Origin of the sequence: Frondihabitans australicus (assembly GCF_003634555.1) — a bacterium.
In the GTDB taxonomy this organism is placed as follows: Bacteria; Actinomycetota; Actinomycetes; order Actinomycetales; family Microbacteriaceae; genus Frondihabitans; species Frondihabitans australicus.
This window is the reverse complement of record NZ_RBKS01000001.1, coordinates 3,816,814-3,839,670: the sequence shown is the minus strand read 5'-3', so window position 1 is coordinate 3,839,670 and position 22,857 is coordinate 3,816,814. Positions and strand designations below refer to the sequence as shown.

General features: G+C 71.0%; 16 protein-coding genes. 8 read left to right on the top strand and 8 right to left on the bottom strand.

Annotated features, from left to right (window positions below; genetic code table 11):
• Positions 1 to 3 precede the first annotated feature (3 nt).
• Positions 4 to 507 (top strand): MarR family winged helix-turn-helix transcriptional regulator, encoded by a 504-nt coding sequence (locus C8E83_RS18270; protein ID WP_121371498.1) that lies wholly within the window; start codon positions 4 to 6, stop codon positions 505 to 507.
• 239 nt (positions 508 to 746) lie between these two features.
• Here the strand turns inward: C8E83_RS18270 and C8E83_RS18265 are convergent, their stop codons facing one another.
• Entirely contained in the window at positions 747 to 1,697 is a 951-nt protein-coding gene (locus C8E83_RS18265; RefSeq protein ID WP_121371497.1) for a nucleoside hydrolase, read from the bottom strand.
• Positions 1,698 to 1,731: 34 nt separating this feature from the next.
• On the opposite strand from C8E83_RS18265, the gene C8E83_RS18260 reads away from it, so the two are divergent.
• Complete coding sequence (locus C8E83_RS18260; protein WP_121371496.1) at positions 1,732 to 3,129, top strand: aldehyde dehydrogenase family protein; 1,398 nt, start codon at positions 1,732 to 1,734, stop codon at positions 3,127 to 3,129.
• A gap of 97 nt (positions 3,130 to 3,226) precedes the next feature.
• Positions 3,227 to 5,917, top strand: a complete 2,691-nt coding sequence (locus C8E83_RS18255) for a phosphoenolpyruvate carboxylase (RefSeq protein WP_121371495.1) — start codon at positions 3,227 to 3,229, stop codon at positions 5,915 to 5,917.
• A 22-nt stretch (positions 5,918 to 5,939) separates the two neighbouring features.
• Here C8E83_RS18255 and C8E83_RS18250 read toward each other — a convergent pair whose 3' ends face one another.
• Together C8E83_RS18250 and C8E83_RS18245 are read right to left on the bottom strand one after the other, a co-directional pair.
• Entirely contained in the window at positions 5,940 to 6,293 is a 354-nt protein-coding gene (locus C8E83_RS18250; RefSeq protein WP_121371494.1) for a PRC-barrel domain-containing protein, read from the bottom strand.
• Between the two features lie 80 nt (positions 6,294 to 6,373).
• Entirely contained in the window at positions 6,374 to 6,640 is a 267-nt protein-coding gene (locus C8E83_RS18245) for a hypothetical protein (protein WP_121371493.1), read from the bottom strand.
• A gap of 159 nt (positions 6,641 to 6,799) precedes the next feature.
• On the opposite strand from C8E83_RS18245, the gene C8E83_RS18240 reads away from it, so the two are divergent.
• Positions 6,800 to 7,849, top strand: a complete 1,050-nt coding sequence (locus tag C8E83_RS18240; protein ID WP_121372002.1) for an Rv2578c family radical SAM protein — start codon at positions 6,800 to 6,802, stop codon at positions 7,847 to 7,849.
• On the opposite strand, the gene C8E83_RS18235 is transcribed toward C8E83_RS18240, so the two are convergent.
• The gene (locus tag C8E83_RS18235; protein WP_121371492.1) at positions 7,846 to 9,198 is read right to left on the bottom strand and encodes an NAD(P)/FAD-dependent oxidoreductase; all 1,353 of its coding nucleotides are present in this window, start codon (positions 9,196 to 9,198) and stop codon (positions 7,846 to 7,848) included. The two genes, C8E83_RS18240 and C8E83_RS18235, sit on opposite strands and share 4 nt — an antisense overlap.
• Positions 9,199 to 9,310: 112 nt before the next feature.
• Complete coding sequence (locus tag C8E83_RS18230) at positions 9,311 to 9,736, bottom strand: hypothetical protein (RefSeq protein WP_121371491.1); 426 nt, start codon at positions 9,734 to 9,736, stop codon at positions 9,311 to 9,313.
• 138 nt (positions 9,737 to 9,874) lie between these two features.
• Here C8E83_RS18230 and C8E83_RS18225 point away from each other — a divergent pair, with 138 nt between their 5' ends.
• From C8E83_RS18225 to C8E83_RS18210, 4 genes are read left to right on the top strand one after another with little or no spacing between them, the layout of a single operon-like run.
• Complete coding sequence (locus tag C8E83_RS18225; protein WP_121371490.1) at positions 9,875 to 10,705, top strand: alpha/beta fold hydrolase; 831 nt, start codon at positions 9,875 to 9,877, stop codon at positions 10,703 to 10,705.
• A 22-nt stretch (positions 10,706 to 10,727) separates the two neighbouring features.
• Complete coding sequence (locus C8E83_RS18220) at positions 10,728 to 11,285, top strand: TetR/AcrR family transcriptional regulator (protein WP_245981816.1); 558 nt, start codon at positions 10,728 to 10,730, stop codon at positions 11,283 to 11,285.
• 33 nt (positions 11,286 to 11,318) lie between these two features.
• Positions 11,319 to 11,984, top strand: a complete 666-nt coding sequence (locus C8E83_RS18215; RefSeq protein ID WP_121371488.1) for a hypothetical protein — start codon at positions 11,319 to 11,321, stop codon at positions 11,982 to 11,984.
• A gap of 39 nt (positions 11,985 to 12,023) precedes the next feature.
• Complete coding sequence (locus C8E83_RS18210) at positions 12,024 to 13,874, top strand: cation:proton antiporter (protein WP_121371487.1); 1,851 nt, start codon at positions 12,024 to 12,026, stop codon at positions 13,872 to 13,874.
• A gap of 84 nt (positions 13,875 to 13,958) precedes the next feature.
• Here the strand turns inward: C8E83_RS18210 and C8E83_RS18205 are convergent, their stop codons facing one another.
• From C8E83_RS18205 to C8E83_RS18195, 3 genes are all read right to left on the bottom strand, one after another.
• Positions 13,959 to 19,739, bottom strand: a complete 5,781-nt coding sequence (locus C8E83_RS18205) for an Ig-like domain-containing protein (protein WP_121371486.1) — start codon at positions 19,737 to 19,739, stop codon at positions 13,959 to 13,961.
• Between the two features lie 268 nt (positions 19,740 to 20,007).
• Positions 20,008 to 20,973, bottom strand: a complete 966-nt coding sequence (locus tag C8E83_RS18200; RefSeq protein WP_121371485.1) for a beta-ketoacyl-ACP synthase 3 — start codon at positions 20,971 to 20,973, stop codon at positions 20,008 to 20,010.
• A gap of 95 nt (positions 20,974 to 21,068) precedes the next feature.
• Positions 21,069 to 22,856 carry an FUSC family protein gene (locus C8E83_RS18195; protein WP_121371484.1) on the bottom strand — a complete coding sequence of 596 codons (1,788 nt, stop codon included), beginning with the start codon at positions 22,854 to 22,856 and terminating at the stop codon, positions 21,069 to 21,071.
• Position 22,857 lies beyond the last annotated feature (1 nt).

The window sequence follows — 22,857 nt, the reverse complement described above, 5'->3', positions numbered from 1 at the left end:
CCCATGGCAGACCGACGGAGCGACGAAGTCGATCTCCTCATCGATGCCTGGGCCGGTCAGCTGCCCGAGGTCGACTTCTCGCCGCTCGACATCATGTCGCGGCTGCGTCGCATCTCGCTCCGGCTCAACGGGATCCGCGCGCAGGCCTTCCGCAGCGCCGGCCTCGCCATCTGGGAGTTCGACGTGCTCGCAGCTCTCCGCCGCGCCGGCGAGCCGTTCCAGCTCAGCCCCGCGCAGCTCGTGCGCATCACGATGGTCACGAGCGGCACCCTCAGCAACCGCCTCGACCTGCTCGAAGAGCGCGGCTTCGTCGAGCGCCGTCGCAACCCCGAAGACGGCCGCGGCGTGCTCGTCCACATGACCGACGAGGGGCGCGAGCTCGTCGACGCCGCCATGGTCGCGCTGGTGTCGAGCGAAGACGAGCAGCTCGCCGGGCTGAGCCGGGGCGAGCGCGACGAGCTCATCGAGCTGCTGCGGCGCCTGGGCGACGCCATCCACCTCGACTAGCCGGCGGGCGCAGGAGCACGAGGGTCTCACCCGGCCACGCGTAGCTCGCTCGGCCCCGTCTCCTGGGCCGGCGCCGTGGCGGCGCGTCTCACGCGGGACGGCGCGTTTCACGCGCGGCGGCGCCGCACGACGATGGTAGCTCCGGGACGCGGCGCGTTTGACGCACGACGGCGCGACGCGTCACGCCGCAATGCGTGAAACGCGCCGCATCGCGAGCGGGGCGCCCCGACGCCCGCGCCCTACGCGCGGTCGGGCGTTGCCAGCGACAGGATGCCGGCGGACAGGATCGTCGCCGTGTCGGCCGGCGCGTGCGTGACCACGCGCACCGCGGGCGAGCCGCCCTCGACCGGCACGGTGTGCCCGCGCTCGTCGCCCGACGTGCCGACGTCGACCCCGACCGACCGCACGATGTCGGGCACGACGTCGCCGGTGGCGATGGCGACGGCCAACGGGTCGTGCAGCGACGACCGGCGCTCGGCGAAGACGGTCTCGTAGAAGTCGAGATAGGTGGTCAGCATGCCGGCGAGCGCCGAGTGGAAGCCGGTGCCGACCTCGGCGAAGGCGGCCTGGTGACCCTCGTCGAAGTGGTGCTGCATGGTGACGTCGAGCGGCACGAGGGTGAGCGGCCAGCCGGCCTTCACGACGATCGCAGCGGCGTCGGCGTCGTTGTAGACGTTGGCCTCGGCGACCGGCGTGACGTTGCCGGGCACCCAGAGCGCACCGCCCATGACGGTGACGTTCTTCACGAGACGGGGCAGCGCCGGCTCGAGCTGGAGCGCGAGCGCGAGGTTGGTCAGCGGGCCCACGGCGACGACCTCGAGCTCGCCGGGGAACTCGTGCGCGAGCGCCACGAGCATCTCGGCGGCGCTGCCGTCGGCGACCGAGACCGACGCGTCGGGGATCTCGACGTCGCCGATGCCGTTCCGGCCGTGGATGTGAGGGACGTAGCCGTCGTACTCGCCGGCCAGCGGGTCGGTCGCGCCGACGGCCACGGGGATGTCGGTGCGGCCGGCGAGCTCGAGGAGGGCGAGAGTGTTGCGTGCTCCTGCTGCGGCATCGATGTTGCCCGAGACGGTGCCGATGCCCTTCAGGTCGATGCCGGGCTGGGCGAGCAGGAGGGCGAGCGCGAGGGAGTCGTCGATCCCCGTGTCGCAGTCGAAGTAGAACGGCGCGGGCGCAGGCGAATCCATGACTCAACGTTAGTGGAGAGAGCATGCTGACTACATGGCAACGGTCGTCGACGATCTTCGCCAGACGTTCGACACGGGCCTCACGAAGCCGTACGCCTGGCGCGTCGCGCAGCTGCGCGCCCTGAGGGCTCTGCTCGTCGACCGGGGCGACGAGATCGAGCGCACCCTGTGGCTCGACCTGCACAAGAACGGCGACGAGGCGCGGCTCACCGAGATCGACGTGGTGGTCGCCGAGATCGACCACACGCTCAAGCACCTGCGCGAGTGGCTCCGGCCGACGCGGGTGCCGGTCCCGTTGCTGGTCGCCCCGGCGACGGCCCAGGTCGTGCGAGAGCCGCTCGGCGTCGTCCTGATCGTCGCGCCGTGGAACTATCCGGTGCAGCTGCTGCTCGCCCCGCTCGTCGGCGCCCTGGCCGCAGGCTGCGCGGTGGTGCTGAAGCCGAGCGAGCTGGCTCCTGCGACCTCGGCGCTTCTCGCACGCCTGGTCGGCGAACTGCTCGACGGCCGGGCCGTGCGCGTCGTCGAAGGCGGCGTCGACGAGACCACCGCGCTGCTCGAGCAGCGGTTCGACCACGTCTTCTTCACGGGGTCCGAGCGGGTCGGCAGGATCGTGTACGCCGCCGCGGCGAAGCAGCTCACCCCGGTCACGCTCGAGCTGGGCGGGAAGTCGCCGGTCTGGGTCGACGACACCACCGACCTCGAAGTCGCCGCGCGACGCATCGCCTGGGCGAAGTTCATGAACGCCGGGCAGACCTGCGTGGCGCCCGACTACCTGCTCGCCACCGAGTCCGTCGCGGCGAGGCTCGTGCCGCTGATCGGGGCGGCGGTGCGGCGGTTCTACGGCGACGATCCGCGCGCGAGCACGAGCTACGGCCGCCTCGTGAGCGACGAGGCGTTCGAGCGGCTGTCGGGACTCCTGCGACCGATCCAGCAGGGCGCAGGAGCAGCGAGACTCGCCCTCGGCGGAGACTCCGACGCCGCGACCCGCTACCTCGCCCCCACCGTGGTGACCGGGGTGACGTTCGACGACGAGCTGATGGCCGCCGAGCTGTTCGGGCCGATCCTGCCCGTGGTCACGGTCGCCTCGCTGGACGACGCCCTCGAGGCGATCCGCTCTCGGCCGAAGCCGCTGGCCCTGTACGCGTTCACCGAGGACGACCGGTCGCGTCGCAGGATCCTCACCCTCACCTCCTCGGGAGCAGTCGCGTTCAACGCCCCCAGCGCGCACCTCGCGGTGCCCGGCCTGCCGTTCGGAGGGGTCGGCCCCAGCGGCATCGGCGCGTACCACGGCGAGCGGAGCCTCGACGTCTTCAGCCACGAGAAGGCGGTGCTCTCGAAGCCGCTGCACCCCGACACCCTCGCGGTGGCGTATCCGCCGTTCACGGCGCGGAAGGACTCGGTGGTGCGGAGGGTGCTCGGGCGGCTGCGCTAGCCCTCACTCGTCGTCCGCTGTTGTCGTAACAAGCACGACACGGGTGTTCGATAGTGTGAGTGACCGTACGCCTGACCCGAAGGGATTCCGCATCCGTATGACCACGAGTGAAGGGTCCCGGCGCTTCGACGGGTTCAGCCGCGACGACGTGCGCGACGCAGTCGACGCCGACCTCCGCGAAGACGTCTCGTTCCTCGGCAACCTCCTGGGCCGCGTCCTCACCGAATCGGGCGGGGCAGACCTGTTCGACGACGTCGAGCGCGTGCGGCGAGCGGTCATCGACGCCTACGAGGGCTCGCCCGACGCGTCGCTCGCCGAGGCACAGCGGCTGGTCGACGCACTCGACCAGGCTCGCGCCGAGCAGGTCGCCCGCGCCTTCACCTGCTACTTCCACCTCTCGAACCTCGCCGAGGAGCACCACCGCGTGCGCGTGCTCGAGCAGCGCGGCGCCACCGCGGGCACGGCGTCCGACTCGCTGCCGGAGACCCTCGCGCAGCTCGTCGACGAGGTCGGCGCCGACGAGGCCCACCGTCGTCTCGCCGAGCTCCGCTTCCACCCGGTCTTCACGGCGCATCCGACCGAGGCCCGACGCCGCGCGGTGTCGGCCACGATCCGGCGGATCAGCGACCTCATGACGGCCCGCGACCAGGCCGCGAATCCGCTCGAGTCGGCCGACATCGAGCGTCGCCTCCTCGAAGACATCGATACGCTCTGGCGCACGTCGCCCATCCGCACCACGCGCCCGACACCGCTCGACGAGGTCCGCACGGCGATGAACGTCTTCGACCAGACGCTCTTCGAGGTCGTACCTCGCGTGTACCGCCTGCTCGACGACCGCCTGCAGAACGGCGACGCCGGGCTCAAGCCGACCGTCTCGCCCGCGTTCCTGCGACTCGGCTCGTGGATCGGCGGCGACCGCGACGGCAACCCGCACGTGACGGCCGAGATCACCGAGCAGGCCGCCGGCATCGCGGCCGAGCACGTCCTCCGGGGCCTCCACCGGGCCACCAGCAGGATCGGGGCGACCCTCACCCTCGACGAGGCCGACACCCCCGCCTCCCCCGCACTGGCCGCCCTCGCCGCCGAGCAGGAGGCCCTCTCGCCCAAGGTCGCCGCCGGCATCGGCCTCCGCTCACCGAACGAGACGCACCGCCGCGCGCTGCTGTTCATCGCCGCGCGCATCCGCGCGACGCGGAAGGGCTCGGCGCTCGCCTACTCGGCGCCCGAGCAGCTCCTCGAGGAGCTCCGCATCGTGCAGCAGTCGCTCCGCGAGGCGGGCGCCCACCGGAGCGCGAACGGAGAGCTGCAGAACCTCGTGTGGCAGGTCGAGACGTTCGGCTTCCACCTCGCCGAGCTCGAGGTGCGCCAGCACTCGCAGGTGCACCGCGCCGCTCTCCGCGACGCCCGCGCGGCTCTCGCCGAGCACGGCTCACTGGACGCCGAGGGCGTCTCGCTCGAGCCGATGACCATCGAGGTCCTCGCGGTCTTCCGGGTCATCAAGGGGCTGCAGGAGCGCTACGGCGTCCGGGCCGCGAGGCGCTACATCATCTCGTTCACTCAGTCGTCGGAGGACATCGCCACGGTCTTCGAGCTGGCGCGCATCGCCGCGGGCGACGGCGAGCCTCCGGTGCTCGACGTGATCCCGCTGTTCGAGACGTTCGCCGACCTCAACGCGTCCACGCGGATCCTGCAGGAGGCCGTCGAGACCGCCGACGTGCAGGCTCGCCTGGCTGCCACGGGCCGCAAGCTCGAGGTCATGCTCGGCTACTCCGACTCGTCGAAGGACGTCGGCCCGGTGTCGGCGACCTTCGCGCTCGACGACGCCCAGGGCCGCATCGCCCGATGGGCCGACGACAACGACATCGAGCTCACCCTCTTCCACGGCCGCGGAGGCGCGATGGGCCGCGGCGGCGGACCGGCCAACGAGGCCGTCATGGCGCAGCCGCCTGGATCGGTGGACGGCCGCTTCAAGATCACCGAGCAGGGCGAGGTCATCTTCGCCCAGTACGGCAACAAGACCATCGCCGCCCGCCACATCGAGCAGATGGCGGCCGCGACGCTCATGTCGTCGGCTCCGTCGAACGAGGAGCGCACCTCGTCGGCGGCCACCCGGTTCGCCCCGCTCGCGGCGACCATGGACGAAGCCTCGCGCGCCGCCTTCTTCGGCCTGGTCAAGGCCGAGGGCTTCGCGCAGTGGTTCGCCCAGGTCACGCCGATGGAGGAGGTCGGGCTCCTCGCGCTCGGCTCCCGCCCCGCGCGCCGCGGCCTGTCGGTGTCGTCGCTCGAAGACCTCCGGGCGATCCCGTGGGTGTTCGCGTGGTCGCAGGCGCGCATCAACCTCGCCGGATGGTTCGGCCTCGGGTCGGCGCTGGAAGCCGTGGGCGACGTCGAACTCCTGCGCGACGCCTACGCCTCGTGGCCGGTCTTCGGCGCCATGATCAAGAACGTCGAGATGTCGCTCGCCAAGACCGACGACGCGATCGCCCGTCAGTACCTCGCGCTCGCCGGCCGGGACGACCTCGCCGAGCTCGTCCTGGACGAGATGGCGCGCACCCGCGACTGGGTCGTGAAGACCTCGGGCCACGACGACGTGCTGGGCGACCGGCCCGTGCTGTCGCGCGCGGTGCGCCTGCGTTCGCCCTACGTCGACGCGCTGTCGCTGCTGCAGCTGCGGGCTCTCCGTGGGATCCGGGCGAACACGGCCGAGAAGGACCCGACGGACTCGGACCACCAGCTGCTGCTGCTCACCGTCAACGGAGTGGCCGCCGGCCTTCAGAACACCGGCTGATCCGGTCGGCGGCGCTGTCGCCTCAGCGGCGGCCGAGGCGGCGTTCGCCGCCGGAGCCGGTCTGGTAGGGCAGCTTGTAGTGCTCGAACACGGCCGGCTCGGCCGCGGCCTCGAGCTCGCCGTCGGTGGGGATCGACGGGGCGTCCTTGATGAGCTTCTTGCCGTACTTGACCTTGAGCCACTTGGGGCCGACGACCGCGTCGTTCAGCGGCACGAAGAGGAGCTTCCGGTCGATGAGGCCCGCCTGCACCGTCGCGAACGCGGGGGTGTCGGTCGCCGTGTCGAAGTAGACGCTCTCGAGCGTGCCGACCTTGTCGCCGTCCTGGTCGAGGACGCTCTCGCCGATCCAATCGCGCAGATTCTCAGCCTCGAACACGGTGCCTCCATTCGCGTCGGGCTCCGTGCCCGCTCCGCTCCGGTCGACGGTAGTCCGCCCGCGGGCCTGTCGCGCGGGGGTCAGCGGGCGTGATCGGCCAGGATCTGGTCGACGTCGATCCGCTTCATGATCTCGGCCCAGTCGATGCCCCGCGCGGCCTCCGCCTGAGACTCGTCGGCGAAGGCCTTGCCGTTCCGGTGCATGGTCACGCCATACGGCGCCAGCCGGTTGACCTCCTGCAGGATCGCGTCGTCCACGGCCTCCGAGTCGAAGTCCGCCCCGATGGTGGCCAGGTAGTCGGCCGAGAGGGTGTACGAGACGTAGCCGACTTCGACGGGTTCGGGCATTCGAGGCTCCTTCGTACGACACAACGCGACACCTGCGACAGTACGCCGCGTCGCAGGTGTCGCGAAGTGTCGCGGGAGGAGCCCGCCGGCGATGTCGGTGGCTGCGCGTAGCCTGCCCGCGTGAATCCCTCCGAGAACTCCGCCGGCGCCGCCGCCGACATCCGCTGGTCGGGCCAGCGCGTCGACGCCGTCGAGGCCGGCGCGCTGCCAGGGCTCGAGCGAGTCAGCGGCCTGGTGCGCAGCGTGCGGACGCCCGAGTTCGCCGGCATCACCTTCCACGAGGTGCTCGCGAAGTCCGCCCTCAACCACGTGCCCGACACCGCGAGGATGCTGCCCGGCGAGTGGACCATCAACCCCTACCGCGGCTGCTCTCACGCCTGCATCTACTGCTACGCCAGACCGACGCACGAGCACCTCGGCATGGGTCTCGGCACCGACTTCGAGACGCAGATCGTCGTCAAGACGAACGTCGCCGAGGTGCTCCGCACCGAGCTGGCGAAGAAGCGCACGCTGCCCGACCGCGTCGCACTCGGCACCAACACCGACCCCTACCAGCGGGCCGAGGGGCGCTACCGCCTCATGCCGGGGATCATCGAGGCCCTGGCGGGGGCCGGTGTCGACTTCTCGATCCTGACCAAGGGGTCGCTGATCCGTCGCGACCTCGACCTGCTGGTGCAGGCGAGCCGGAAGGTCGACGTGCAACTGGGGCTCTCGATCGCGGTCGTCGACGACGAGCTGCAGCACCTCATGGAGCCGGGCACGCCGAGCGCTTCGGCCCGGCTCGCGACCGTGCGGGCGATCCGCGACGCGGGGCTCGACTGCACTGTGTTCGCCGCGCCCTTCCTTCCCGGCCTCACCGACTCGGCCGAGCAGATCGACGAGCTGCTCGCCGCGATCGAGGGCGCCGGCGCCACCAACGTCCTGCCGACGCTCCTCTACCTCCAGCCGGGCGTCAAAGAGCTCTACCTCGCCTGGGTCGACCGCGAGCACCCGCACCTGTCGGCGGGCTACCGGCGCATCTACCGCGACGGCACTCGAGCGTCACGCGAGTACGCGGGCGAGTTCCACGCGAGACTGAGGCCGGCGATGCTCCGCCACGGTTTCCGGCTGCCGGGGCCCGAGGTGCACGATCTGTTCGCGTTGCACGGTCGGCGCGGCAAGGGTTCCGAGGCTCCTGCGCCCAGGGCCGCGGCACCGACGCTGTTCTAGGCGCGCGACTCGGTGGCCGCGAAGACCTCTTCGACGCGGTCGCCGTGCTTCTTGACCGGCCGCACGTCACCCACGATCGGCACGGCCTTGCGGTAGGCGAACCAGGCGTAGCGCGAGACGAAGTGCGCCATCGTCGTGATGCGGTTGCTGTTGCCGAGGAGGCTGTAGATGTGGATCAGGATCCACGTGTACCACGCCGGCACGCCGGTCAGCGTGATGCCGCCGCGCAGCTGGGCGACGGCCGCGTGCCGCCCGATCGTCGCCATGGTGCCGCGGTCGTGGTAGCGGAAGGTGCGCGTCGGCTTACCCTCCAGGATCCGCTGGATCTGCTCGGCCACGTGCACGCCGCCCTGCAGCGCCGGCTGCGCGAGCTGGTCGAGCGGCTTCGGCGTGAGCGCGATGTCGCCGACGGCGAAGATCCGGTCGTGGCCCTTCACGCGCAGGTCGGAGCCGACCAGGATCCGGCCGCCCTGCCCCTGCTCGAGACCCCACTCGTTGACCTCGCCGTGGGCGGTGACGCCGGTCGCCCAGATGACCAGCTCGCCCGGGATCACCTCGCCGTCCGTCGTCTTCACCCCGTCGGCGAGCACCTCGGCGACACCGGTGTTCAGCCGGAGCTCGACACCACGGCGCCGCAGGCTCTCCGCCGCGTACCGGCGCAGGCGCGGTGCGAACGGCTTGAGCAGCTCGGCGCTGCGGTGCACGAGGGTGATCGTGATGCTCTTGCGGTCGATCTCGGGGTAGGCCGTGACGAGGGCCTGGTCGCGGAGCTCGGCGAGAGCGCCGGCCATCTCGACGCCGGTCGAGCCGCCGCCGACGATGACGACGCGGACCTCGGTCGTGTTGCCCTCGCGTACGGCGGCCTTCTCGAGCTGGGTGAAGAGCTCGTCGCGGATCCGGAGCGCCTGCGACCTGGAGTACATCGACTTCGCGTACTGCTTGGCGCCCGGCGTGCCGAAGTAGTTGGTGTTGACGCCGTTGGCGAGCACGAGGGCGTCGAACGAGATCTCCTCGCCGTCGGCCAGCGTGATGACGCGGTTCTCGGTGTCGATCCGCTTGAGGAGGCCGTGCTGGAAGTTCGCGTTCGGCTGACGGTTGCGCAGACTGCGGAGGAAGTACGTGACATCGCCGGCGTTGAGGCCGCCCGTGGCGACCTGGTACATGAGCGGCTGGAACATGTTGTAGACGTGGCGGTCGATAAGCGTCACACGGACCGGTGCGTGCTTCAGCGCCTTGAGAGTGGCGATGCCGGCGAAGCCGCCCCCGACGATGACGACGTGCGGACGGGTGTCGCCCGGGGACCCCTGCGTCGCGCTGTCTCGCAGTTCGCTGCCGGCCTGTGGCGTCATTCCCGATTCCCGTTCTCTCGCGGAACCGGGCGCGGGCTCGCTTCGTCGGCGGACCGTCCCGGTTCGTCGTCGTTGCCCGAACGGCCCGCGGATCGCGCAGGCCGCCTCCAACCTAGTCCTGTGCCGCCCGCCCCCGAAATCCCCTGGACAGGCGCCAGGAGGAGTTGAGGTACGCGAGCGCGACGAGGCCATCGGCGACGATCGTGACGGCGGTCGACGATGCTCTTGCGAGACTCACGGCGCCCATCAGCGCCGAGATCCCGAACAGGGCACCCAGCACCCACCCCGCAGTGGCCCTGCCCGTCATGCGCCACCAGACTCGTGGCGCCTCGACCGGCTCGGCAGAGGCGCGGAACAGGCGGGTGCCGAGCCCGACGACAAGGAGAGTCGACAGGGCGCTGCCGACGAGACCCCAGTCGTCTCCGAGTCCGAATTGCAGGAGCAGGACGACGAGGAACATGGTCAGACCCGCTGCGACGAGATAGGACGCCTTGCCCCCGACACTCGTGATTCTCCATGCCCGGGAGCTGGTCTTCATGACGGTTCGTGTCCTTTCCGGCACCATCGCCGGTCGCGTGACTCGGATTGCGAACCAATATTCACATATTAACCAATACGAAACAAACCCCAAAAAAAGCTATTGACAGTAGCCGTATGGCTAACTACATTAGCCATCATGAACGCGACAGAGAACCGAAGCACCACCCGCTTCCTCCAGCGCCCCGAGGGGCGCATCGCCTACGAGACGCAGGGCACCGGCCCTGTCGTCCTGATGATCCCCGGCATGGGCGACATCCGCTCGACCTTCCGCTTCCTCGCGCCGGCCGTCGCCGAGGCCGGCTTCACCGCCGTCACCGCCGACCTCCGCGGGCACGGCGACAGCGACACCAGCTTCACGAGTTACGGCGACGAGGCGACAGCCGACGACACGATCGCCCTGCTCGAACACCTCGGCCGCCCGGCCGTGCTCGTCGGCAACTCCATGGGCGCCGCGGTGTCGGTCATCGTCGCCGCACGTCGCCCCGAGCTGGTCCAGGGTCTCGCGATGATCGGGCCGTGGGCCCGCGACCCGCAGAACCGGTCGGGTCTCGCCCTGCTCCTGTTCCGTGCGATGCTCGCCCCCGCGTGGGCTCGCCCGGTCTGGAACTCCTACCTGCCGAGCCTCTACAAGGGCACCAAGCCGGTCGACTTCGACGCGTACCGCACCGACCTCTCGGCCGCCCTCAAGCGCCCGGGCCACGCGAAGGCGTTCTCGCAGACGACTCACACGACGCACACGCTGTCCGGTGAACTCATCGCGAGCGTCCACAAGCCCGCTCTCGTCGTCATGGGCGCGCTCGACCCCGACTGGCCCGACGCACCCGCCGAGGCCGCGTGGGTCGCCGGGCAGCTCGGCGCCGAGACCCTCATCGTCGACGACGCCGGCCACTACCCGCACACGCAGCGGCCCGAGGTCGTGCACCCCGCGATCGTCTCGTTCCTGCACGGGCTGCACCTCGGTGCCTAGGGCGGGCCTCAGCGCCGACGTGGTGACAGCCACAGCGGCCGACCTCGTCGACGAGCTCGCGCGATCGGGCGCAGGAGCAGAGGCGCTCACCCTCGCCGCCGTGGCCGACCGCCTCGGCGTGAAGATCCCGTCACTCTACAAGCACGTGGCCGGCCTCCCGGCCCTGCAGCGCGGCCTCATGCTGCGGGCGAAGCTCTCTCTGGGAGACGCCATGCGGAGCGCCGCGGTGGGCCGGTCGGGCGACGACGCGGTGGCCGCGGTCGCTCACGCCTACCGGGGGTGGGCGGCGGAGCACCCCGGGCAGTACTCGTTCACGTGGGCGGCCGGGGATCCTGCCGACGAAGCGAACCTCGAGGCGAGCGAGCGGGTGCTGACCCTGATCGTGGCGATGCTCGGCGCCTACGACCTCTCGGGCGACGATGCTCTCGACGCGATCAGGTTCTTCCGGGCGACGCTGCACGGATTCGTGTCGCTCGAGACCGGCGGCGGGTACGGCATGCCGCTCGACATCGATCGCAGCTTCGAGCGGCTGGTCGCCGCGACCGTCGCCGCCCTGCGGGCCTGGGGTCGCACCGCCTGAGTGCGCCGTGCGCCGACCGAATAGCCTGCGTGCATGAGCGACTCTCATTCGCTGTCGGCCGTGCCGGGTGCCGGTCCGGCCGATCCGCGGACCGCTGCCGCGCGGACGCAGGCCACGGTTGATCGCATCCACGACGCGCTGACCGACGGCGTCCGGGTGAGGATCATCTCTGTCCAGATGCTGGCCGTGATCCTGGGGGCGCTGATGGGATCGCTCTCGATCACCCTGAGCCTCGGCTCGCGGCACGTCCGGCTGGTCGTCGTCGATGCTGCTCTGGTCGCCGCCTCGGTCGTCGTGGGACTCGCGTCGTGGGCGAGGGCCCGGCGCGAGCATCGACTCCAGCCTCAGGTGCCGCGACCGCGCTCGGAGACCCTCTGGGCCTTCCTGTCACCGGACGAGCGACGCCGATTGACCCGTCAGATCCGCGGTCGCGAGTCCGTGGACGCCGAGTGGCGCGAGCTCGTCCGTCTCAGCATCGCCTTCAGCAGGGCGACCAATCGCGCCGCCTGGCCCACGCTTTTCTCCATGGGACTCTGGTATTGCGCGCTCGCCCTCGTGCTCGGCTGGGAATGGTTCGTCGTGCTCGGTGCGCTCGTGGTTCTCCTGACCGTCGGCTCGCGCATCGAGTCGACGCGGTGGAATCGCGCTCTCCGCAGCATCGAGGCGGACGAGGCCGCTTCGGGGCACGGCGGCGGCTGACCGCGAACCGGGGCGCGAGCGACATGCCACCCTAGGGGCATGGAACTGCTCATCATCGGCGTCCTCGGCCTCGTCGCCATCGCCGCCGCGACGGCGTTCGAGCCCCGGATAGGCATCGCCACGCCGCTGCTGCTGACCCTGCTCGGCATCGGCGTGAGCCTCCTGCCGATCTCGCAGGGCCTGCACGTCGACCGGATCGACCCGGAGTGGATCCTGGCAGGGGTCCTGCCCCCGCTGCTGTACTCGTCGTCAGTGGCGATGCCGACGATGAACTTCCGGCGCGAGTTCGGTGCCATCGGCGGGCTGAGCGTGGCGCTCGTGATCGTGTCGGCCGTGCTCCTGGGCCTGTTCTTCCACCTCGTGATCCCGGGGCTGCCGCTGGCGTGGGCGATCGCTCTGGGGGCGATCATCAGCCCGACCGACGCGGTGGCGACCGGCATCATCAAGAAGGTCGGGGTCTCGTCGCGTGTCACGGCGATCCTCGAGGGCGAGAGCCTGCTCAACGACGCGACCGCGCTGGTCACCCTGAAGTCGGCGATCGCCGCCGTGGCCGCCGGTTTCCAGTTCGGCGGCGCGATCGGCACGTTCGCGTACTCCGTCGCCGTGGCCGTGGCGATCGGGTGGGCCGTCGGCCTCCTCAACCTCTACACGCGGCGTCGGGTGCAGGATGCGACGGTCAACACGGCGATCTCGATCGCGGCGCCCTTCGTGGCCTCGATCCCCGCAGAGATGCTGCAGGCGTCCGGTCTCGTGGCGGCCGTCGTCGCCGGGCTCGTGACGGGCACCCTCGCGCCGCGTCTGCTCTCCCCGCAGCACCGGCTCTCCGACGCGCAGAACTGGCGCACGATCGAGCTCGTGCTCGAGGGCGCGCTCTTCCTCGTGACGGGGCTGCAGATGACGGGGCTCGCGGCGAAGCTGTCGGGCGAGTCGACCGGCGTCGCGGCGGCCATCGGCATCGCGGCGGGGGCGCTGGTGCTCACGATCCTGATCCGGGCCGCGTACGTCGGCCCGCTGCTCTTCCTGCTGCGCAAGAACGCGCAGCGCGGCGAGGCGCTCAAGGAGCGCATCACCAGCATGCAGGCCAAGATCGCCTCCGGCGGCGCGATCACCGCAGACGACCGCATCACCCGCAAGAGCCTCGCCGCCGGCGAGCAGAAGGCGATCGAGGCGCCGGCGAGCGCGACGCCCCCGCAGCCGTCGATCGCGGCCGCGCAGACGTCGGCCACGGCGGGCACGACCGGGTCGCAGGAGCCGGGCGACACCCCCGCCGACGAGTCGCTCCTCCCCTCCCGCGCCGCCCGCCCCGAGCGCCGGGCCCGCACCGACCGCACGCAGCGGGGCGAGGCGCGCATGCCGAGCCCCTCGCGGATGGCGCAGTTCAACGCCCGCCTCCGTCGCGGCCTCGCCGACATCGAGTACTTCCTGCAGGCGCCGCTCGGCTGGAAGGAGGGCACGATCCTCGTCTGGGCCGGCATGCGCGGCGCCGTGACGCTGGCCGCCGCCGAGACACTCGGGGCATCGGCGCCACACCAGGCTCTGCTGGTGTTTCTCGCGTTCGTCGTGGCGGTCGGGTCGCTCCTGCTGCAGGGCGGCACCATCGGCTGGCTGGTCGGCCTGCTCAAGCCGGCGAAGCAGGATCCGGCGCTGGCACTCGACGAACGCACGAAGCTCTTCGAGATGATGCGGTCGACCGCGAACGACGTGCTCGACGGCGCCGATCCGAACACGCTGGACCGCGACGGGCGGCTGAAGATCCTGCACGCCCAGCGCGCGGCCCTGCTCGACGCCCGCGACGACGGCACCTTCTCGGCCGACATGCTCGGCTACGTGCTCGAGTCGCTCGATGCGGACGAGATCGCGATCTCGATGCGCGGCGGCCCCGGCACGTAGTCGGCCCCGACGCATGAACGCCCCCGAGCGACCTGCACCTCTCGCAGCGCGAGGCGGTGAGGTCGTTCGGGGGCGTTCAGTCGATCAGATCCCGGTACGACGGGGGCCCGGCGCCTCGCGGCGGAAGCGGCGCATCAGCACGAGCACGAAGCCGAGCAGGATCCCGCCGAAGCCGATCATCAGCATTCCCGACACGCCACGGCTTCCCGTGAAGGCGAGGGAGCCGGGCTTCGGTGCGGCGCCGCCCGAGGCTGCCACCGGGGTGGGGTCGGATCCTGCGGCCGCGGGGGTTCCGGGCTTCGGGATGACGACCGTGATCGTCGCGCTGACCAGCTGGTCGGCCGAGTCGGACACCTGGTAGCCGATGGAGGCCGAGCCGGTGAACTTCGCCACGGGGGTGAAGGTCACCTGGCCGTCGACCACCGCGAAGGTGCCCTTGCCGGGGATCGTGAACGCGTTCACGGCCGTGCCGGTCGACGGGTCGATCAGCTGCAGGGTCGTCGGGTCGAAGTTCGCGCCCGCCGTCGGGGTGTCGCTGTTCAGCGGCGCGATGGTGACCTTCTGGCCCGGCTTGCCGTGCACCGTGACGCTCTTCGCGGTCGCCGCGGCGAGCACGTTGATCGTGGCGGTGGCGGTCGTCACCTGGCCGTCCGCGTCCGTCGCCGTGTAGACGAAGGAGTCCTGGCCGGCGAAGCCCTTGTCGGGCGTGTAGGTGTACGAGCCGTCGGGGTTCACCGTGACCGTGCCGTGTTTCGGCGCCGTCTTGAGCGCGGCGGTGAGGCCGGAGCCCGAGTCGTTCGCCAGCAGGCCGTTCGCGGCGGAGACCGTCACGGTGTGGCCGGCGATGGTCTGCTCGGTGTCGCTCGTCGCCACCGGGGTGACGTCGACCGTGACCGTGGCGTCGGCCGTCTGGCCGTCCTGGTCGGTGACCGTGTACGGGATCGTCTCGGTGCCCGAGAAGCCCGGCTTCGGCGTGTAGACCAGCTGGCCGGCGCCGCTGATCGTGGCGGTGCCGCCCTTCGACGGGGTGCCGACCGCGGTGACGAGCAGCGCGGTGCCGTTGTCGTTCGAGAGCACGCCCGGCGACTTCAGCGTGAGCGTCGAGCCCGAGCCGATCTTCTCCGAGTCGTTCGTCGCCGTCGGGGTGACCATGATGTTCACCTGACCGGTCGAGACCTGCCCGGACGAGTCGGTCACCCGGTAGGTGAACGAGTCCGTGCCGGAGAAGCCCTTGGCCGGGGTGTAGGTGTACGAGCCGTCGGCCTTCACCACCACGGTGCCGTGCTGCGGCGCCTGGTCGAGCGACGGGGTGAGCCCCGAGCCCGAGGCGTTCTTCAGCAGCCCGTTCTGCGCGGTCACGCCGTAGGGCGAGCCGGCCGGGACGGTCGCGGTGTAGTCCGCCGCCTGGTCGCCGACGATGATCGTGACGGTCGCCGTCGCCGTGAGGCCGGAGGCGACGGTGGCCGTGTAGCCGAAGCTGTCGGTGCCCGAGAAGCCGTTGTTCGGCGTGTAGAGGTATGAGCCGTCCGACTGCTTGGTCAGCGTGCCGTGCGAGACCGCCGGGTTCGTGACGCCGGTGACCGTGAGGCCCGTTCCGAGGTCGTTGCCCAGCAGGCCGGTCTGGCCGGTGACCGCGATCGGCAGCGCCGTGTTCGCGGGGGTCGAGTACGAGTCGTTGACGCCCTTCGGGTTCACGGTCACGATCACGTGGCCGGTGGTCGAGAGGCCCGAGGCGTCGGTCACCGTCACGGGGATCGTGTCGACTCCCGAGAAGCCGGGGGCCGGAGTGAAGTCGAACGTGCCGTCCGATCCGACCGTCACCGTGTTGCCGGCGGGGGTCGTGACCTGGGCACCAGGAGCTCCGGAACCGTTCACCGCCGTGACCGTGAGGCCCGTGCCGATGTCGCCCGACAGAACGCCCGGGGTGTCCAGGTGGGCCGGAGACCCGGCGAGCCCGGTGGCCGTGACGTCCTTCGCCACCGGCGTCACGTCGATCGAGACCGTGGCCGTGACGACCTGGCCCGACCGGTCGGTCGCGCTGTAGGTGAAGGAGTCCTTGCCCGAGAAGCCCGAGGCCGGGGTGTAGGTGTAGGAGCCGTCCGCGGCGAGCGCCACGGTGCCGTGCGCGGCCTGGGTCGCCAGGGCCGCCGTGAGCGAGGTGCCCTCGTCGTTGGCGAGGACGCCGCTGGCCTGCGCGACGGTCAGCTTCTGACCGGCGGCCGTGGTGGCGGTGTCGTTCTTCGCGACGGGGGCGACGGTCACGTCGACGCTGGCGGTCGACGTGTTGCCGGCCTGGTCGGTCACCGTGTAGGTGAACGTGTCGGGGCCGGAGAACCCGGCGGCCGGCGTGTAGGTCACCGATCCGTCGTTGTTCAGGGTCGCGGCGCCGTCGGCGGGCTGCGAGACGCCCGTGACGGACAGGCCCGTGCCGAGGTCGTTCGACAGGAGGTCGGACGGCTTCAGGTCTAGGTCGTGGCCCGCGACGGCGTTCGCCGAGTCGTCGGCGGCCTTCGGCAGCACGGTCACGGTCGCCGTGCCGGTCGAGGTGTTGCCCGACTGGTCGGTCACGGTGAAGGTGAAGGTGTCGGTGCCCGAGAACCCGGCGGCCGGCGTGTAGTCGTAGGCGCCGTCCGATCCGAGGGTCACGGTGCCGTTCGCCGGCTGCGACGTCAGGGCGACGGTGAGGCCGGTGCCCGTGGCCTGCGACAGCAGGCCGTCGGTCGAGGAGACGTGGTCGGTCTGACCGGCGGTCGCCGTGGTGCTCGGGGATCCTGCGTCCGGCGTCACCGTGATGGTGGCCGTGGCCGAGCTGGTGCGGCCCTCGGAGTCGGTCACCGTGTAGGTGAACGCGTAGGTGCCCGAGAAGCCGGACTGCGGGGTGTAGGTGACGGTGCCGTTGCCGTTCAGGACCACCTGGCCGAGCGACGGGGCGCCGACCGATGTGATCGACAGGCCCGAGCCGAGGTCGTTGCCCAGGAAGTCGCTCGCGGGCAGCGTGATCGGGGTGACGTCGTTCGTCGACGGGAGCGTGTCGGCGACGGCCTTCGGCGTGACGACCACGGTGACCGTGCCGCTCGCGAGGGTCGAGCCGTCGGTGACCGTGTACGGGAACGTGTCGGTGCCCGAGAAGCCGGTCGCCGGCGTGTACGTGACGGTGCCGTCGGCGTTCAGCTTGGCGCTGCCGTGGGCGGGGGCGCCCACGCTCTGCACGCTGAGGTTCGAGCCGTTGTCGTTCGCCGTGAGGGTCGAGCCGTCGACGGTCTCAGCGATCCCCGAGACGGTCTGCGGCAGGGTGTCGGCGTTCGCCTTGGGCAGGACCGTGATGGTCTCGGTGCCCGTGGTCGTGCTGCCCGAGGAGTCCTTCACGGTGTAGGTGAACGAGTCCGAGCCGGAGTAGCTGGCGCTCGGCGTGTAGTCGAACGAGCCGTCGGAGTTCAGCGTGAGCGAGCCGTGCGAGGGCTGGTCCTTCACCGTCGCGGTGAGGCCGGTGCCCGATGCGCCCGAGAGCACGCCGTGGGCGGCGTCGACGGAGTCCTTGACGCCCGAGGTCGCGGTGGTGCTGCCGGAGCCGGCGGTCGGCGTGATCGGGATCGTCACGGTCGCCGAGCCGGTCGTGCCGTTCGGCGAGTCGGTCACCGTGTACTGGAACGACGCCTGGCCGGAGAAGCCGGCGGCCGGGGTGAAGGTGACGGTCGAGCCGTCGCCCGAGAGCGACACCGTGCCGCCGGTCGCCGAGCCGACCGACGTGATCGTCAGCGACGACCCCTTGTCGTTGGCGAGCAGCGACGACGACGAGATCGAGTCGGCCTGGCCCGCAGGAGCCGAGGAGGCCTGGTCGTCGACGGCCTTCGGCGTGACCGTGATGTGCTCGGTCGCCGTCCCGGTCGACGTGCCGTCGCTCACCGTGTACGAGAACGAGTCGGTGCCCGAGTAGCCGTCGGTCGGCGTGTAGACGAACGAGGTGCCGTCGCCGTTCAGCGTCGCGGTGCCGTGGGAGGGCGTGCCGACGGCGGTGATCGTCAGGTTCGAGCCGGTGTCGTTGGAGAGCGCGGTCGACGAGGGCACCGTCTCGGCCGTGTTGGCGAGGGTCGAGGGGAGGGTGTCGTCGACGGCCTTCGGCTTGATCGTCATGGTGACGGTGCCGGTCGCGGTGTGGTCGCCGCTGTCGGTGACCGTGTAGGTCCAGGTGTCGGTGCCGGAGTAGGTGCCGGTCGGCGTGTAGGTGAAGGAGCCGTCGGCGTTCAGCGCGACGGTGCCGTGGGCCGGCGTCGAGGCGTTCGAGGCGGTGAGGCCGGTGCCGCGGTCGTTGGCGAGGACGCCGTTCCTCGCGTTCACGACGTCGGCGGTGCCGGCCGTGGCCGTGTAGGAGTCGTCGGTCGCGACCGGGCCGACGACGACGGTGACCGTCGCGGTCTTCTGGGTGCCCGAGGAGTCCTGGTCGGTGTAGGTGAAGGTGTCGGTGCCCGCGAATCCGGTGTTCGGGACGTACTGGAACGAGCCGTCGGTCTTGTTCAGGGTCACCGTGCCGTTGGCGGGGCTGGTGTTGCTGACGATCGCGTTGCCGGTGCCGCCGTCGTTGGCGAGGACGCCGGGCGAGGCGACGTTCAGGGTCGTGTTGAGCGGCGTCGAGTAGCTGTCGTTGCCGGCGAAGGTGTGCACGGCGGTGAGCTTGTTGGTGAAGAGGCAGCTGATGTCGGTGTCGGACGAGGTCGGCGTCACCACCGTCGCTGTCGTTCCGTTGCCCGACGTGACGACGTTGTTCTTCGCGTCGGTGCAGGAGTAGGTGGTCGAGTAGTTGGCGAGGCTCGTCGTGCCCGACGGGGTCTCCTTGACCGTGTACGTGTTGCCGCCCGTGACGAGGTTCGAGCCGGCGGTCGCCGACTGCGTGCCCGTGGCCGAACCCGTCGTGGTGGCCTGGTTGCCGTACGAGAGGGTGTTGTTCGAGTCGCCCTGGATCGTCAGCGTGAACTGGTCGCCGGACTGCCAGCGCTGGTCGACGCTCGCCTGGGCCTGGAGGCTGTCGGCGTAGTTGCAGGAGGCGAGGTCGGTCGGGGTGAAGGTGTTTCCCGAGCCGTCGTTGATCGCGTAGGTGTTGACGGTCGTGCCGGTCGACGGGTTGATCTGCTGGACGTTGCCGTTCACGGCGACGTACAGGTAGCCGTTGGTCGAGAAGGCGATGCCGGGGCTCGCGGTCACCGAGCCGAGCTGCGCGATCTTGGTGACTCCTATGGCCGCCGTCGACGAGGTGGTGGGGAGCTTGGCGTTGACGCGGTCGACCTCGTTGCCCGAGACGACGTACAGGGTTCCCGTGGTCGAGAACGCGAAGTCACCGGTCGACGCCTGGTTGAGCGACAGGACGCCGACCTGGCCGATCGCGGTGTTCGTGGTGGTGTTGAAGCCGTAGACGGCGGCGCTGGTCGTGTTGCCCTGCGCGTAGTAGTAGATGCCGGTCGACGGGTCGACGGCGCCGCGGTACGTGTTCGCGGGGACGTACGCGGAGAAGTTCGTGGAGGTGCCGGCGACGGGGTCGTAGCGCACGATGGTGCCGCTGGCGTTCGCCGCGGTCGTGTTCAGCGTCGACCAGGCGTAGGTGCCGTTCTGGGAGATGCCGAGGGCGTTGTTCGAGGGGCTCTGCGACGGCAGCGTCGTCGCCGCGCCGGAGTTCGCCACGATCGACTCGAACGCGCCGGACGAGTTGATGGCGTAGAGGGTGTTCTCATCGCAGGAGAACGCGGAGCCGGCCGCGTTGGCGGTGGCACCGACGACCTGCGTGATCCCGAGGCCCATGAGGAGGGCGCTGGTCACGAGGGCGCCCGCGGTGAGCAGGCGCTTCTTGAGGGGGATTCTGGCTTTGTGATCGGCCATGGCTGGTGGTCCTCGGGGCATCGTGAGGCCGGGAGCCGAGCGGCTGGTAAGACCGCCTCACACGTGCGCTGACCTCTGACCTGAGCAGCAACCGGGTGAACCTCAGGATCGATGATCCGAAATCGGCGACCCCTCCCCCAGTCCCTTTTGGAGTGCCACTCCCACTGGGGCCATCCGATTCGCGCAGCCGCTCCGAACGATGTGCTCTAGTGCCGCAGGATCCGAGACCCGTACCCCGATCGCGTACCCCGGACGACCCCGCCGCTCGCTACGCGCGACGGGTGGGAGTCGTCACGACCTGGCCGGCGAAGGCGAAGCCGCCGCCGAAGCCCATGAGCAGCGCGGGCACGCCCTCGGGCAGTTCGCCGCGGTGCCACGCCTTCGAGAGGCCGAGCGGCACGCTCGCGGCCGACGTGTTGCCCGACTCGACGACGTCGCGCAGCACCCACTTCGACTCGCCGCCGAGCGCCTTCGCGATCGGCTCGACGATGCGCAGGTTCGCCTGGTGGAACGCGAGCACCTCGATGTCGTCCATGCTGTAGCCGGCCTTCTCGACGACCGCGCGAGCGTGCGACTCCGCCTCGGTGATCGCCCACCGGTAGATCGAGCGGCCCTCCTGCGAGAAGCGCTGCGGGTCGCCGTCGACGAGCACGGCGTTGACGAGCTCGGGCACGGAGCCCCAGGTGACCGGCCCGATGCCGGGCTCGTCGGCGGCCTGGACCACCGCTGCTCCGGCGCCGTCGCCGATGAGCACGCAGGTCGAGCGGTCGGTCCAGTCGACCAGCCCCGAGATCTTCTCCGACGCGATCACGAGCGAGGTGCGCGCCGAGCCGGTGCGGATCGACTGGTCGGCGATGGCGCAGGCGAACTCGAAGCCCGAGCAGGCCGTGTTGATGTCGATGGGCGCCGGGCCGTTCATGCCGAGCGCGACGGCGACACGGCCGGCCGCGTAGGGGGTGCGGTCGGTCGCGCTGGTCGAGGCCACGAGCACCTGGTCGACCTCGCCGGGATCGATGCCGGCGTCGGCGAGCGCCGCCCGGCCGGCCTCGATCGCCATGCTCGAGACGGTGTCGGTCTCGGCGGCGATGTGCCGGGTCTTGATGCCGGTGCGGGTCTGGATCCACTCGTCGCTGGTATCGACCATCGTCGACAGCTCGTCGTTCGTGAGGACGCGCTCGGGCTGGTAGTGCCCGAACCCGATGATGCGGCTGCCGGGCGCTGAAAGGGTGGTCATGGTTCGACGGTACGCCGCCGCAGGAGCCGCGAGCAGTCGGGCCACCTCCAACGTTCGGCCGCACGCTTTGTCCGGCCCCGAGAGCCGCCGAGTCGTCAGCCCGCCGACGGCTCCGGCGGCTCCTGCTGCCTGCGCCTCGGCAGGACGGTGCGGATCGCCCCGGTGCGCGCCTCGTCGAACTCGCTGAGCGTGTCGCGGACCCGCGTGAGGAACTCGGCGGCGTCGTCGGGGTCGCGCAGGATCCCGTCGCCGTCGGCGAGCCCCCGCTCGAGCAGGTCGGCGGCCTCCGGCACGGGCGCGTCGAGAGCCGGCTTCGGCAGCCAGCAGGCGGCGAGCGCCGCGTACCCGAGGTCGGCCATGACGCGTTCGGCGCGCTGCCAGTCGGCGAGGGCGGGGTCGTCCTCCGACGCCCGGGCGGCGGCGGTGCCGTTCGTCACCAGCTCGTACTGCAGCTCGCTGCGGTGGGCCATGGTGGTCGCCGAACGGCCGGTGCGCGAGAGGCTGTCGAGGAGGGCCTCGATGGCGGCGACGGTGCGGCGGAACTGGTCGAGAGCGACGCGCTTGGGGATCCTGAGCCCGGTCAGCCAGATCACCACGAGCGACACGGCCGCGCCGATGAAGGTCTGCACGACCCGGTCTCCGGCGAGCGAGAGGCCAGCGGCGCCGCTGAGCCCGTTGCCGATCTCGCTCGAGAGCAGCGCCATCGGGGTGAGGAAGATGACGCCGAGGGCGTAGTTGGCGAGGATCGTCACGTTCATGAGGATCACGAACAGGATCAGCAGCCCGACCTCGACCCACGGCGGCACGCCCAGAAGGGTGATCCCGGCGAAGAGCAGCGAGCCGATCACGGTGCTGATCGCACGGGCGATGGCGCGGCGGGTGACGCTGATGCGCGACATCCACACCTGCACGATGATCGTCGAGGTGAGGATCGACCAGTAGGGGTGGCCGACGCCGACCGCCGACGAGACGAGTCCGGCGACCAGCCCGGCGGCGCCGATGCGCCAGGCCGTGAACCAGGCCACCGACGACAGCCGGAAGCCGTGGCGGGCGCGGAAGCCGAGGGTCAGGCGGCTCTGGAGCTCGGGCGGCGACTCGACCTTGGACGGGTTCGGCCACTTCATCGACGACGCGACGGCGGCCGAGAGGCGGCGGTTGATGACCATCATCGCGGTGTCCATCGTGGTCGAGCGGCGGCCCGCCCGGGCGGCGTGGATCGTGATCCAGGCCCGGTCGAGCGCTTGGTAGGCCTCGGCCCGCGCAGCTCGGAGGATCTTCGTGTCGACGACCTGGCCGTAGGGCCGGACGCTCTCGAACGTGTCGACGGCCTCGCGGGCCTGCGCGATGGCGAGCCTCTCGGGCGAGTGCGGGTCGCGGAGGGCGGCGAGACTCGCGAGGATCGTGGCGAGGACGCCCGCGAGCGCCGTGACCCAGACCACGTGCCAGCCGATCGCTGGGCTCTGCCCCAGGTAGCTGCCGAAGGCCGCCCCGTAGAAGAGCGTGAGCGGGCCGGGGCCCTGCAGCTGTACGAACGTGTAGTACAGGGTCGCCATGACGAGGATGATCGCGACGAGCAGCGGCGTGACGAGCCAGCCCAGCCGCGCACCGGTGACGCCGAGGGCCGTCGAGGCGGTCATCGCCGCGGTGGCGAGCAGCATCGTGCGGATCCGCAGCAGGAGCGGGCGACCGTTCTGCCACTGGGACACCATGGCGCCGAACGACGACACCGCGCCCGCCGTCGGCCCGAGCGCCAGGCAGCAGATCAGCACGACCAGCGCCGACACGATGCCGAACTGCCACCGCATCTCGAGGCGCACGGGGGCGCGCGACGACCGGAAGAGCTCGACGGTCTCGTTGCGGAGCCGGACGAAGCGGAGTGCCATG